Source organism: Microbispora amethystogenes (assembly GCF_016863015.1).
GTDB classification, from domain to species: Bacteria; Actinomycetota; Actinomycetes; order Streptosporangiales; family Streptosporangiaceae; genus Microbispora; species Microbispora amethystogenes.
Genome location: NZ_BOOB01000077.1, coordinates 1 through 11,575, shown reverse-complemented (window position 1 = coordinate 11,575; position 11,575 = coordinate 1). Strand labels below are relative to the sequence as shown.

The 11,575-nt window shown below is 72.3% G+C and carries 13 protein-coding genes; 8 read left to right on the top strand and 5 right to left on the bottom strand.

What is annotated here, in order from left to right:
• Positions 1-334: 334 nt before the first annotated feature.
• Genes Mam01_RS35480 through Mam01_RS35470 form a run of 3 tightly spaced genes read right to left on the bottom strand, consistent with a single transcriptional unit; the run spans position 335 to position 2,690 of the window.
• On the bottom strand, positions 335-967 hold the full coding sequence (locus tag Mam01_RS35480) for a TetR/AcrR family transcriptional regulator (RefSeq protein WP_204289601.1): 633 nt from the start codon (positions 965-967) through the stop codon (positions 335-337).
• A gap of 2 nt (positions 968-969) precedes the next feature.
• Positions 970-1,863, bottom strand: coding sequence for a class I SAM-dependent methyltransferase (locus Mam01_RS35475; RefSeq protein WP_204289600.1), 894 nt, complete (start codon positions 1,861-1,863; stop codon positions 970-972).
• A gap of 11 nt (positions 1,864-1,874) precedes the next feature.
• On the bottom strand, positions 1,875-2,690 hold the full coding sequence (locus Mam01_RS35470) for a sugar phosphate isomerase/epimerase family protein (RefSeq protein ID WP_204289599.1): 816 nt from the start codon (positions 2,688-2,690) through the stop codon (positions 1,875-1,877).
• Between the two features lie 163 nt (positions 2,691-2,853).
• Between Mam01_RS35470 and Mam01_RS35465 the strand changes: the two genes are divergently transcribed.
• The 7 genes from Mam01_RS35465 to disA all read left to right on the top strand — a co-directional run bounded on the left by Mam01_RS35465 (position 2,854) and on the right by disA (position 8,329).
• Positions 2,854-3,552: a class I SAM-dependent methyltransferase gene (locus Mam01_RS35465; RefSeq protein ID WP_204289598.1), complete on the top strand. Its 699-nt coding sequence runs from the start codon at positions 2,854-2,856 to the stop codon at positions 3,550-3,552.
• Between the two features lie 94 nt (positions 3,553-3,646).
• On the top strand, positions 3,647-4,027 hold the full coding sequence (locus Mam01_RS35460) for a MerR family transcriptional regulator (RefSeq protein ID WP_150940697.1): 381 nt from the start codon (positions 3,647-3,649) through the stop codon (positions 4,025-4,027).
• Positions 4,024-4,338 carry a thioredoxin gene (trxA, locus tag Mam01_RS35455; protein WP_150940694.1) on the top strand — a complete coding sequence of 105 codons (315 nt, stop codon included), beginning with the start codon at positions 4,024-4,026 and terminating at the stop codon, positions 4,336-4,338. The genes Mam01_RS35460 and trxA overlap by 4 nt, the downstream gene beginning before the upstream one ends.
• 60 nt (positions 4,339-4,398) lie before the next feature.
• The gene (locus Mam01_RS35450) at positions 4,399-4,803 is read left to right on the top strand and encodes an ArsR/SmtB family transcription factor (protein ID WP_204289597.1); all 405 of its coding nucleotides are present in this window, start codon (positions 4,399-4,401) and stop codon (positions 4,801-4,803) included.
• Positions 4,800-5,438, top strand: coding sequence for an SRPBCC family protein (locus Mam01_RS35445; RefSeq protein WP_150940689.1), 639 nt, complete (start codon positions 4,800-4,802; stop codon positions 5,436-5,438). The genes Mam01_RS35450 and Mam01_RS35445 overlap by 4 nt, the downstream gene beginning before the upstream one ends.
• 59 nt (positions 5,439-5,497) lie before the next feature.
• Positions 5,498-6,925 (top strand): DNA repair protein RadA, encoded by a 1,428-nt coding sequence (gene radA, locus Mam01_RS35440; RefSeq protein ID WP_204289596.1) that lies wholly within the window; start codon positions 5,498-5,500, stop codon positions 6,923-6,925.
• Between the two features lie 249 nt (positions 6,926-7,174).
• Positions 7,175-8,329 carry a DNA integrity scanning diadenylate cyclase DisA gene (disA, locus tag Mam01_RS35435; RefSeq protein ID WP_239101863.1) on the top strand — a complete coding sequence of 385 codons (1,155 nt, stop codon included), beginning with the start codon at positions 7,175-7,177 and terminating at the stop codon, positions 8,327-8,329.
• Between the two features lie 21 nt (positions 8,330-8,350).
• Here disA and Mam01_RS35430 read toward each other — a convergent pair whose 3' ends face one another.
• Positions 8,351-9,043, bottom strand: coding sequence for a DEAD/DEAH box helicase family protein (locus Mam01_RS35430; RefSeq protein WP_204289595.1), 693 nt, complete (start codon positions 9,041-9,043; stop codon positions 8,351-8,353).
• A gap of 171 nt (positions 9,044-9,214) precedes the next feature.
• Here Mam01_RS35430 and Mam01_RS35425 point away from each other — a divergent pair, with 171 nt between their 5' ends.
• Positions 9,215-10,081, top strand: a complete 867-nt coding sequence (locus Mam01_RS35425; RefSeq protein ID WP_275409130.1) for an iron-sulfur binding domain-containing protein — start codon at positions 9,215-9,217, stop codon at positions 10,079-10,081.
• An 8-nt stretch (positions 10,082-10,089) separates the two neighbouring features.
• On the opposite strand, the gene Mam01_RS35420 is transcribed toward Mam01_RS35425, so the two are convergent.
• Complete coding sequence (locus Mam01_RS35420) at positions 10,090-11,025, bottom strand: TIM barrel protein (RefSeq protein ID WP_204289593.1); 936 nt, start codon at positions 11,023-11,025, stop codon at positions 10,090-10,092.
• Between the last annotated feature and the right edge of the window lie 550 nt (positions 11,026-11,575).

Sequence of the window (11,575 nt, the reverse complement as noted above, 5' to 3'; positions counted from 1 at the left end):
AAGGAACAGCACCCGCCGGCCCGCCAACACGACCGCGGCGGCGGTCGCGACGAGGCCGGCTATCGCTATCGCTACCCAGAGCACGAGCCCTCCCGCTTTCAACGTCGGCTGCCACCATAAGCACGCGGCGCCTTCACCGGGACGGCCGGGGCCAGCCCTGTGGAAAACCCGCTGTCCGCATGGTACCGACGAGTAACATATGCCTGTCACACGGGGCGAGTGGCGCGCGTCACAGCGTTCCCGCCCGGCGGCACCAGACTAGAACGAAGCTCTACGCGAATGTAAGCAGGGCCCCGACCGGCTCATCAGCCCCGATGAGAGCCCGTCCCGGCGCTCATCCGTCGAGGTAACGCTGCACCGTCGGCGCCAGCAGCGCGACGAGTTCCTCGACGTCCACCGACGCCATCGGCTCCATCCCGAGGATGTACCGGATCATCACCACCCCGAACATCTGGGCGAAGGCGGCCTCCGTCCGCAGCGGCGGGACGCCGAGCGCCTCGGCCACCCGGCCCAGGATCGCGGTGCCGAAGAACTCCCGGATCATGCCGACGGCCTGCTCGTTCACCATCGCCGTCCGCATCACCCCGAGCACCCGCTCCCGCGCCGCCGGGTCGGCCGTCATCGTGAGGATGAAGCGGACGATCCGCTCGCCGATCTCCTCGCGCGGCCCCGCGAGGAGCATGGGCACGACCGTCGACGGGTCCGCGGGGAACTCCATGGCCGCGACGAACATGCCCTCCTTGTTGTCGAAATAGTGGTGGAGGAGGGCGGGGTCGACGCCGGCCTCGCGGGCGATGCCCCGGATCGTGGCCTTGTCGAAGCCCTTCTCCGCGAAGACCCTGCGCGCCGCGGCCAGAATCTCCCCACGCGTGTCCGCCGCGCCCGGACGCCGGCCCGGCCGCCGCGTCCGCCGTCCGCTTTCCGGCACCTCGGGGACCTCGGGGACCTCGGGGACCTCCGTGGTCATGGTCAGCCCCTGCGTCCCACCGCGAGGTACACGCGCATGGGCACGGTGAGCCTGCCGTCGGGGAACACGCGGCCGAGTTCGGCGCGCTCCCGGGCGAGCAGGTCCGCCACCACGTCGCCGTCCATGCTGGCCATGTAGGAGTGCGTACGCAGGTCGGTGAGGAAGTCCTCCAGCCGCACCGACCTGGTCCAGGTGACCCAGGTCTCGGCCACGTCGAGACCGGCGCCGAGGCCACCGTCAGGGCCGCCGTCGACACCGCCGCCGAGACCGCCGCCGGGACCACTGCCGGACATGGCCGCGGCGAGGGGCGGCATGCTCCACCCGGGCAGCACCGGACCGATGTATCCCGGGCAGGACTCGGCGATCCGCACCTGGTTGGCCGCAAGCCAGTCGGCCTTGCCGGGGTCCACGCTGTTCCACCACCCCGCGACCGCGCCGCCCGCCCGGGTCACCCGTACGGCCTCGGCGACCGACAGCGCGGGGTCGAGCCAGTGCCACGACTGGGCGTAGGTCACGAGGTCGGCCACGCCCGAGCGGAAGGGCAGGTCGTCGCCGTTCGCCAGCAGGGCCGGGCAGGTCGTGCGGGCCCGGAGCCGGGCCAGCATCCGCTCCCCCCGGTCGACGGCGACGACCCGGGCGCCGCGGTCGAGCAGCCCCCGGGTCGAGATGCCGGTGCCCGCCCCCACGTCGATCACCGTCGCACCGTCGAGCCGGATGCCCGACAGCTCCTCCAGAGCGAGGTAGAGGGCCTCCGGATAGTGCGGCCTGGTCGCGTCGTACTCCTCCGAGACGCGGTCGAACACCCGGTGGCTGCCGGTCAGCCGTCTGCTCACGAGGCCGTCGGCCACAAGGCCGTCAGCCACGAGCCCGTCGTTCACGAGGCCGTCGTCGCTCATGAGGCCGTCGTTCATGAGGCGGTCGAGGAGGCGGCGAAGTGGTGCCTGGCGAACGCGAGCGCCTCGGTGAGGTCCTCGATCCGCTCGGTGCGGCTGGCCGCCCTGCGCGTGTTGATCTCCAGGACGATCAGCCCGCGATATCCGCTTCCGGCCAGGCGCTCCAGCATCGGCGCGCACGGCTGCGTCCCCCGGCCCGGGACCAGGTGCTCGTCCTTGTTGGTCGTGCCCAGGCCGTCGGCCAGGTGCAGGTGGGCCAGCCGGTCGCCCAGCTTGGTGGCCATCTCCATCGCGTCCGAACCGGAGACGGCCGTGTGGGAGAGGTCGAGGGTCACGTCGGGGAAGTCGTAGTCGACGGGGTTCCAGTCCGGCGCGTACGGCACGACCTCGTTGCCCCGCGCCCGCAGCGGGAACATGTTCTCCACCGCGAAGACGATGTCGGTCTCGTCGCGCATCCGCGCCAGGCCCTTCTCGAACTCCTTGGCGTAGTCGCGCTGCCAGCGGAAGGGCGGGTGGACGACGACCGTCCGCGCGCCCAGCCGCTCGGCCGCCTCGCGGGCCCTGCGCAGCTTCACCCAGGGGTCGCGGCCCCACACCCGCTGGGTCACCAGCAGGCAGGGCGCGTGTATGGCCAGGACCGGGATCTGGTAGTGGTCGCGCAGCCGCTGGAGGACCTCGACGTCCTGGCTGACCGGGTCCTGTCCGACCATGATCTCTACGCCGTCGTACCCGAGCCTGGCGGCCAGCTCGAAGGCGTCCGGCGTCCGTTCCGGATACACCGACGCCGTCGACAGCGCCACCTCGCCGCTGGGCACGCGGATGTCACTCATGAGGCCAGCCTCCCCTGGCGGCCCCCGGGCACGTTCCAGTCCCGTGGCCGTGGCCGTCCGTTCGCTCCCTGCGCCCGTTCACGGATCCAGCCTAAGCCGCACCCGCGCCGCGCGCCGCTTCGCCACAATCAACTACCCAAGGTCGCGAACTAATGTGGGCCGCATGGCACGGATCGTGAGCGGGGCCGTACCCAGCCCGAACATCTGGAACACCCCCCAGGTCTACGAGCTGGAGAACCGGGCCGTCGGACCGACGGGTGCGGTGGAGGCGGCGATGAGGGCCGTACGGCCGTGGGACGGCGCGACGGTGCTCGACATCGGCTGCGGCACTGGCTTCCACCTGCCGGCGCTCGCCACCGACGCGGCGAGGGTCGTGGGCGTGGAGCCGCACGGCGGCCTCGCCGCCAGGGCGGCCGCCCGCTGCGCGGCGCTGCCCAACGTCGCGGTGCGGACGGGCACCGCGCAGGCGCTGCCCGTGCCCGACGCGTCGGCCGACGTGGCCATGGCGCGCTGGGCGTACTTCTTCGGCCCGGGGTGCGAACCCGGGCTGCGCGAGCTCGGCAGGGTGCTGCGCCGGGGCGGCGTCGCGTTCGTCGTGGACGTGGACGCCTCCCGCGACGCCTTCGGCCGCTGGTTCCGCCGGTCGGTGCCGTCGTACTCCCCCGAGGCGGTGGAGCGCTTCTGGTCGCGGCAGGGCTGGCGGCGCGAGCCGCTCGACCTGCGCATGACCTTCGAGTCGCGGGCCGACCTGGAGGCGGTGCTGCGCATCGAGTTCACCCCCGAGGTGGCCGAGGACGCGCTGCGGGAGAGCGACGGACTGGAGATCTCCTATCCGAACGTCCTCAGGTGGCGGGAATTCTGAAGGTGGCGGGAATTCCGAGCTCCGCCCTTGACCTTGTCACCGGCGTCAACCTTTACCGTCGTGCCCGGAGGCGGGCGGGCCGAGGAGGAGACCGATGCGGATCGGCGAGCTGGCCCGGCGCGCGGGTGTGAGCACCCGCGCGCTGCGCTACTACGAGCAGCAGGGCCTCATCCGGTCGCGCCGCTCGGCGAACGGCTACCGGGAGTACGACGAGTCGGACGTCCGGCTCGTCACCGAGATCCGCGCCCTGATGGCGGTCGGCTTCACCCTGGAGGACGCCCGGCCGTTCGTGGACTGCCTCAGGTCGGGGCATCCCTCGGGCGGCTCCTGCCCCGAGTCGGTCGCGGTGTACCAGCGCAAGCTGGCCGAGATCGACGACCGCATCCGGGACCTGCTCGCCCGCCGCGCCGAGGTGGCCGCCCAGCTCACCTCGGCCTGCCCCGGCTGCCTGGTGACACGACGAGGAGAATCATGATCACGTTGACCGCGGAGAACTTCGACGAGCAGGTGCTGCGCAGCTCCACGCCGGTGCTGGTGGACTTCTGGACCGACTGGTGCCCGCCGTGCAAGATGATCGCCCCGATCCTGGAGGAGATCGACGCCGAGTTCGGCGGCCGTCTCACGGTCGCCAAGCTCAACGCCGACGACCACCCCGAGATCGCGCGGCGTTACAACGTCCTCGGCTTCCCCACACTCAACCTCTACCGCGACGGCGAGGTCGTCCAGCAGATCAGGGGCGCCAAGCCCAAGCGCCTGCTGCTCGCCGACCTCGTGGACCATCTCTGATACCGGGGACGGCTTATATAAGCGTTGACTTTTATAAGCCGCCCTCGGCATAGTGGACCCGTGCACGCATTCGACGCGCTGGGGGATCCGGTGCGACGCCGGATCCTGGAACTGCTCAGCGAAGGAGAGCAGACGTCGGGCGCGGTCACCGCCGCCGTCCGCGCCGAGTTCGGGATCTCGCAGCCCGCGGTCTCCCAGCACCTGCGGGTGCTGCGCGAGTCGGGGCTGACGTCCGTACGGGCGGAGGGCACGCGGCGGCTGTACGCAGTCGAGACGGCTCCGCTGCGGGAGATCGACGCGTGGCTCGACCGGTTCCGCGGCTTCTGGCAGCAGCGGCTCGACGCGCTCGACACGGAACTGGCGCGGGGAAAACGGGAACGGCGGCTCCGGCAGGGGCCCGGCGGCACCGATGGCCGGGAGACGGCCCGGCACGAGGTCCACGACGTAGGGAAAGAGCGCCAATGAGCAACTTCATCGACGATATCAACGAGGTCCACCGCAAGGTCGGCACGCGCGAACTGCCGGAAGGGGAGGCTCGTACGGTGCTGCTGCGGCGCACCTACGACGCCGCCGCGGAGGACGTGTGGGACGCCTGCACCGACCCCGAGCGGATCGGCCGCTGGTTCCTTCCGGTGACCGGCGAGCTGAAGCTCGGCGGGCACTACCAGCTCCAGGGCAACGCGGGCGGGGAGATCCTGCGGTGCGAGCCGCCGAAGCTGCTGCGGGTGAGCTGGCTGTTCGGCGAGAACCCCGGCTTCAGCGAGGTCGAGGTGCGGCTCACTCCCGAAGGCGACGACCGCACCGTGTTCGAGCTGGAGCACGTCGCCGTGGTGCCGGCGGAGTTCTGGGACCGGTTCGGGCCGGGGGCCACCGGGGTGGGCTGGGACCTGGCGCTGCTCGGGCTCGGTCTGCACCTGCGGGGCAACATGATCGACGACCCCTCGGCGTGGGAGCAGTCGGACGAGGCGCGTGCCCTCATGACGCACAGCAGCGCGGCATGGGGTGAGGCGTACCTCGCCTCCGGCGCGCCGGAGGGCGTGGTGGAGGCCGCGGTCGCCGGCACCACCGCCTTCTACGTACCGGAGAAGCCGGAGAGCTGAGCGCCGTCCCGGGCGGCTTCGGGAGCGGATTGTCGGCGCCGACCGGTAGCCTCCCGCACGTGAGCAGGGCAGCGAAACCGGCGTACCGGTGCGGCGAGTGCGGCTGGACGACGGTCAAGTGGGTCGGCAGGTGCGGGGAGTGCCAGGCGTGGGGCACGGTCGAGGAGGCCGGCGCCCGGCAGGGTGTCCGCGTGGTCACGCCGGGCGCGGTCACCGCGCCGGCGGTGCCCATCGGCCAGGTCAAGGCCGATGTGGTGAGCGCGCGGACGACGGGCGTGCCCGAGCTCGACCGCGTGCTCGGCGGCGGCATGGTCCCCGGCGCGGTCGTGCTCCTCGCCGGTGAGCCCGGCATCGGCAAGTCGACGCTGCTCCTGGAGGCCGCCGCCCGCACCGCGCGAGGCGAGACCGTCCTCTATGTGACCGGTGAGGAGTCCGCGGCCCAGGTGCGCATGCGGGCCGACCGCATCGGCGCGATCGAGGACAGGCTCTATCTCGCGGCCGAGACCGACCTGGCCGCGCTGGCCGCCCACGTGGACAAGGTGCGGCCCGGTCTGCTGATCGTCGACTCGGTCCAGACGATCGGCTCGGCCGACGTCTCGGGCGTGCCCGGCGGCGTGACCCAGGTCAGGGAGGTCGCGGGCAACCTGGTCCGCCTCGCCAAGGAGCGGGCCATGACGACCGTGCTCGTCGGCCACGTGACCAAGGACGGCACGATCGCCGGCCCCCGCGTGCTGGAGCACCTGGTGGACGTCGTCCTCCACTTCGAGGGAGACCGCAACTCGCGGCTGCGGCTGGTGCGCGCGGTGAAGAACCGCTTCGGCCCGATCGACGAGGTCGGCTGCTTCGACCTGCACGAGCGTGGGATCACCGGGATCTCCGACCCGAGCGGGCTGTTCGTCTCGCGCCATCCCGAGCCGGTCCCGGGCACCTGCGTCACCGTCACCATCGAGGGCACCCGGCCGCTCCCGGCGGAGCTTCAGGCCCTGGTCGGCCCCACTGAGGCGCCGCAGCCCCGCCGCACCTCCTCGGGCCTCGACTCCTACCGCGTGGCGATGGTGCTCGCCGTGATAGAGCGGCGGCTCCGCGCGAAGATCGGCAAGTGTGACGTCTTCACGGCGACCGTGGGCGGGATCCGGCTGACCGACCCGGCCGTCGACCTCGCGCTGATGCTGTCGGTCGTGAGCGCGGCCGGCGACCAGGCGCTGCCCTCGGGGCTCGTCGTGCTCGGCGAGGTCGGCCTCGCCGGTGAGCTGCGGCCCGTACGGGAGGTGCGGCGGCGGCTGGCCGAGGCGGCGCGGCTGGGTTTCACCCGGGCCCTGGTGCCGTCCGGCTCGCTGGAGGAGGACTCCCCACGGCTGGACAACGCGGCGAACCGCGGCCGCCTCGTGGCGCTGCGCTCGCCGGTCGGCCGCACCACCTCCTTCGCGCCGGGTTTCGAGGTGACGGAGGTCGAGAACGTCTGGGACGCCCTCAACCACATGGGCTGACGCAGCGAATCCGTATGCCGCCACCGCCGCTCCGGCCTCCGCCCGCGCTCGACCGCCGGGCGGCATCGGGGCCCCAGCCGGGGAGGAAACCAGGTGGGGTGTGCTGTGCCACAGGTGAGCATGACATCCCGCGGGTAAACTGAGGCCTTCGTCGAGCCCCGAGGGGCTTCGGCCGGCCGGCCGCGGAGTGCGGCGCGAACCTCGCGGCGTCGCGAACCTCACGGTGCGAGGCCGGCAGACAAAGGACCGGTGGACAAGAAGACCGGTAGACAGACGATCCCACGGAGACGATCGGGCGAGCCCACCGAGGTGCATGTGCTGGACAACGACAAGGCGGCCGACGAGCGCAGACGGGCGGTGCTCGCCGCGCTCGCCCCGGGGACGGCGCTGCGCGACGGACTGGAGCGCATCCTGCGCGGTCACACCGGCGGCCTGATCGTGCTCGGATACGACCGCACCGTCGAGGACATCTGCACGGGCGGTTTCACCCTTGACGTCGAGTTCTCCGCGACCCGGCTCCGCGAGCTGGCCAAGATGGACGGCGCGATCGTGCTCGACGTGGCCCAGCTCAGGATCGTGCGCGCGGCGGTGCATCTCGTGCCCGACCCGGCGATCCCCACCAACGAGTCCGGCACCCGGCACCGCACGGCCCAGCGGGTGGCCAGGCAGACGTCGCTCCCGGTCGTCGCGATCAGCAAGTCCATGCGGATCATCGCGCTCTACCTCGACGGCATCCGCTACGTCCTGGAGGAGTCGGCCGCGATCCTGTCCAAGGCCAACCAGGCCCTCGCCACGCTCGAACGCTACAAGATGCGGCTCGACGAGGTCTCCGGCGCGTTGTCGGCCCTGGAGATCGAGGACCTGGTCACGGTGCGCGACGTGGCGGTCGTGGTGCAGCGCCTGGAGATGGTCCGCCGCATCGGCCGGGAGATCGAGGGATACGTCGTCGAGCTCGGCACCGACGGGCGGCTGCTGTCCCTCCAGCTCGACGAGCTGTTCGCCGGGGTGGAGACCGACCATCGCCAGATCATCCGCGACTACGTCCCCGGTTCGCTCGGCGCGCGCCCGTACGGGGACGGCGACGCGATCCGGGAGCTGGACGAGTTGTCCTCCGGCGACCTGCTCGACCTGGCGAAGGTGGCCCAGATCCTGGGCCACCACGGCGCCGAGGCCCTCGACTCACCCGTCAGCCCGCGCGGCTTCCGCCTGCTCAGCCGGGTCCCCCGGCTGCCCGGCGCGATCGTCGACCGGCTGGTCGACCACTTCGGCGGCCTGCAGAAGCTGCTGGCCGCGACCACCGACGACCTCCAGGCCGTCGGCGGCGTGGGCGAGACCCGGGCCCGCAGCGTCCGCGAGGGCCTGTCCCGTCTCGCCGAGTCGTCCATCCTGGAGCGCTATCTCTGACCCGTCTCCCACGCGGACCGATCACCGCAGGTGGAAGACGACCTTCGGGCTCTTGAGCCGGCCCGCGTGCGCGGTCGCGACGTACGTCCCGGGATCGGCCGGCGCCCGCTTGCCGGCGCAGGTGGTGCCCGACCGGTGACGGTCCCACCGGACCGTCCGGACGAAGGGGATCCCCCGCTCCAGCGCCTGCCGGTCCACACCGTCTCCCGCCACGCAGTCGGCGGTCGACCACACCCGCTCGCCACCCGACAGCACCCGCATCTCCAGGGTGCGCGGCCCCACGTCCACCGTGCACTCGACTCTGCCCGTGCTCACGACCGTCAGCAGGAACGTCGGCGCGGTGTCCTTGCCGTACACGTCCTGCCCGCTCTGCAGGGCGAGCACGAGGTCCTTCTCGTCGCAGGGGTCGCCGGGACGGCGGGGCCTGCCGGGCGTGGGCGAGGCCGAGCCGGGCGCGGACGGGGACGGTTGCCCCGGGATCGCGGCCGAGACGGCCGTCTTCGCGGGCAGTCCCGCGGGAAGCGAGACCACCAGCCGGTCTGAGGGCGTCGCCCTGACGGCGGCGGTGTCGTCCGACCGTCCCGAGGCGCTGCTGCACGCCCATGCCACGACCGCCACCACGACGAGCATCCCCGTGAGCACCGACACCCGGCGGCGCCAGTAGACGTCAGCCCCCTCGACGCCCACATCACCACGGAAAGTGTCCGGATCCATACGGACAGTATGAGGAGACGTGGCGCGGCAGGGGAAACAACGCGCCGTGTCATGCGCTTTCCCAGGTCATCGGCCTGCCGGTCCTTTCCGGACTTGGACGGCGATGCACGGCATCGGCGGAGCACGCCGTCCGGCCGCGCGCGGTGCGGCCGGCTCGGTAGGGTCGGGGCTGTGTCCGCCTCCCTGCGTGAACCCATCCTCGACTGGTACGCCGAGCACAACCGCGATCTGCCCTGGCGGCGTCCCGAGGCGACGCCGTGGGGCATCCTGGTGAGCGAGATCATGCTCCAGCAGACGCCGGTCGCCCGGGTGCTGCCCGTGTGGGCCGAGTGGATGGAGCGCTGGCCCACTCCGGAGGCGCTCGCGAAGGAGTCCCCCGGCGAGGCCGTACGGCACTGGGGACGGCTCGGCTACCCGCGCAGGGCGCTCAACCTCCACGCCTGCGCGCGCGCCATCACGACGGACCACGGAGGTCGGGTGCCGTCCACGTACGACGAACTCCTGGCCCTGCCCGGGATCGGCGACTACACGGCCGCCGCCGTGGCCAGCTTCGCGTACGGCGGCAGCCACGCCGTGCTGGACACCAACGTGCGGCGGGTGCTGGCCAGGGCCGTCCGGGGCGAGGAGTATCCGCCGAAGGCTCCCACGGCGGCCGAGCGGCGGCTGGCGGAGTCGCTGGTGCCCCCGGTCGGCGCACCGCGCTGGGCCGTCGCCGTGATGGAACTGGGCGCGCTGGTCTGCACGGCGCGGGCGCCCCGGTGCGAGCGCTGCCCGGTCACCTCCCTGTGCGCCTGGCGGCTGGCCGGCCGCCCCGCCCACGACGGCCCGGCCCGCCAGGGCCAGACGTACGCGGGCACCGACCGGCAGTGCCGGGGACGCCTGCTCGCCGTGCTCAGGGAGGCGCACGGCCCGGTGCCGAAGCAGGCGCTGGATGCCATCTGGGCCGACCACGTGCAGCGGGAGCGCGCCCTGGACGGCCTCCTCGACGACGGACTGGCCGAGACGCTGCCCGACGGCACCTACCAGCTGCCCTCCTGACCGGTTCGTCAGGCGGCGAGCTTCAGGCCGAGGGCGGTGAGGTTGCGGCGGGTCCAGTCGAGATCGTCGGCGAGCTTCGCGACGAGGGCGGCGGGGCTCTTCGCCTTGGGGGTGGTCCCGTGGTGGGCCTCCACCTCGACGTGCGCGGTGCCGTTCACCGCGCCCGACAGGATCGCGGCGAGCGTGTCGGCGAGCACGGGCTGGGTGCTCGGGATCTCCTGGCCGTGGTCGTGCACGTGGCTCAGCTTGACCACGGGCGCTCCCGCGAGAGCGAGCCCGCGCAGCGCCGCGTCCGGCTCCTCCGCGCCGCACGACAGGTGGCAGGCGTCCAGGCAGACGCCGAGATGCTCGGAGTCGATGTCGCACACGCGCTCCAGCGCCTGCTCCGTGGTCTCCAGCACGCACCCGGGCCAGGGCTCGAAGCCCACCCGGATCGTCTTGCCGGTGACGCTGTAGAGGCCGCGAAGCTCCCGCGAGAGCCGTTCGAGGCGGCGGGAGGCGATGGCGTGCAGGTCGGCGGGCCAGTCGCGGCGCCAGCCGATGGGAATCGTCGAGATGCCGCCCGACTGCACGTCGTCGGGCAGCAGGAACGCGAGGATCCGCGCCAGCGACATCGTGTAGCGGTAGCGCTCCGGCTTGGCCCAGTCGGGGCCCGGCACGTCGAGGTTGCGCCCGCCGGTGCCGTTCAGGCTGACGCACTCCAGGCCGCGCTCCTCCAGCGAGCGGCGCAGCCGGACGAGTTCGATGCGGTCGGCGACCAGGTGGTCGGCCACGGCGGGGGCGAGCCACAGGCCGATCCCCAGCCGGTCGACGCCCAGCCTCCTGCGCACGGGCACGGCGTACCGCGTGAGGTGGGCGATCAGGTTCTCCAGGTCCTCGGCGGGATGTACGCCCGCGTTGTAGGCCAGGTGAACCAGCGTCCCGTCGTCGTGCAACAGGCGCATCAGGAGCCTCCAAAGGCTTGTGCACTTCCGGACCGCCATTTCACCCACGAGGGGTGTCCCGACCGCATGGGACGCCGGTCCTCCTACTACCGGGATCCACCCGGCCGGACCGAGCCTCTCCCGTACGCCCGGTCCACCGCGTCCCTCCCGCAGCGGATCTCAGGTACGTCGCGGGAATGACACGAGTGGCCCGTCATGCGTCACCGGCATGCCGATGGCGCAGTCTGACTCTACAAAGTGTAGTACTACGTTCGGTGGTGTGATACCGGTTCTCGTCTACTCTGTTGCGCGCGTGTTACCTGGAGATCGCCTTACCTGGAGATCTCGGCGCCCCTCTGGCCGTGTGGTGCGCCGGCACGCCGAAGGGGCGCCCCTCGCGGAGCGCCCCTTCGGGTGGAACAGGTTGTACGGGTTGTCGCAGAACGGTCAGTGCTGGACCGTCTCCGCGATCGAGGCCGCCGAGTCGGGCACCGAGGGGCTCTTGGCCTCGCCGGTGAAGGTGAACGTGGCGTTGTCGCCCTCGCCCTCGATGTCGATCTTCACGACCTGA

Bases quoted from the DNA above. Each gene is read 5' to 3' on its own strand.
- Mam01_RS35480 (WP_204289601.1), bottom strand. From the start codon at position 967: ATGACCACGGAGGTCCCCGAGGTCCCCGAGGTCCCCGAGGTGCCGGAA.
- Mam01_RS35475 (WP_204289600.1), bottom strand. From the start codon at position 1,863: ATGAGCGACGACGGCCTCGTGAACGACGGGCTCGTGGCTGACGGCCTT.
- Mam01_RS35470 (WP_204289599.1), bottom strand. From the start codon at position 2,690: ATGAGTGACATCCGCGTGCCCAGCGGCGAGGTGGCGCTGTCGACGGCG.
- Mam01_RS35465 (WP_204289598.1), top strand. From the start codon at position 2,854: ATGGCACGGATCGTGAGCGGGGCCGTACCCAGCCCGAACATCTGGAAC.
- Mam01_RS35460 (WP_150940697.1), top strand. From the start codon at position 3,647: ATGCGGATCGGCGAGCTGGCCCGGCGCGCGGGTGTGAGCACCCGCGCG.
- trxA (WP_150940694.1), top strand. From the start codon at position 4,024: ATGATCACGTTGACCGCGGAGAACTTCGACGAGCAGGTGCTGCGCAGC.
- Mam01_RS35445 (WP_150940689.1), top strand. From the start codon at position 4,800: ATGAGCAACTTCATCGACGATATCAACGAGGTCCACCGCAAGGTCGGC.
- Mam01_RS35430 (WP_204289595.1), bottom strand. From the start codon at position 9,043: ATGGATCCGGACACTTTCCGTGGTGATGTGGGCGTCGAGGGGGCTGAC.
- Mam01_RS35420 (WP_204289593.1), bottom strand. From the start codon at position 11,025: ATGCGCCTGTTGCACGACGACGGGACGCTGGTTCACCTGGCCTACAAC.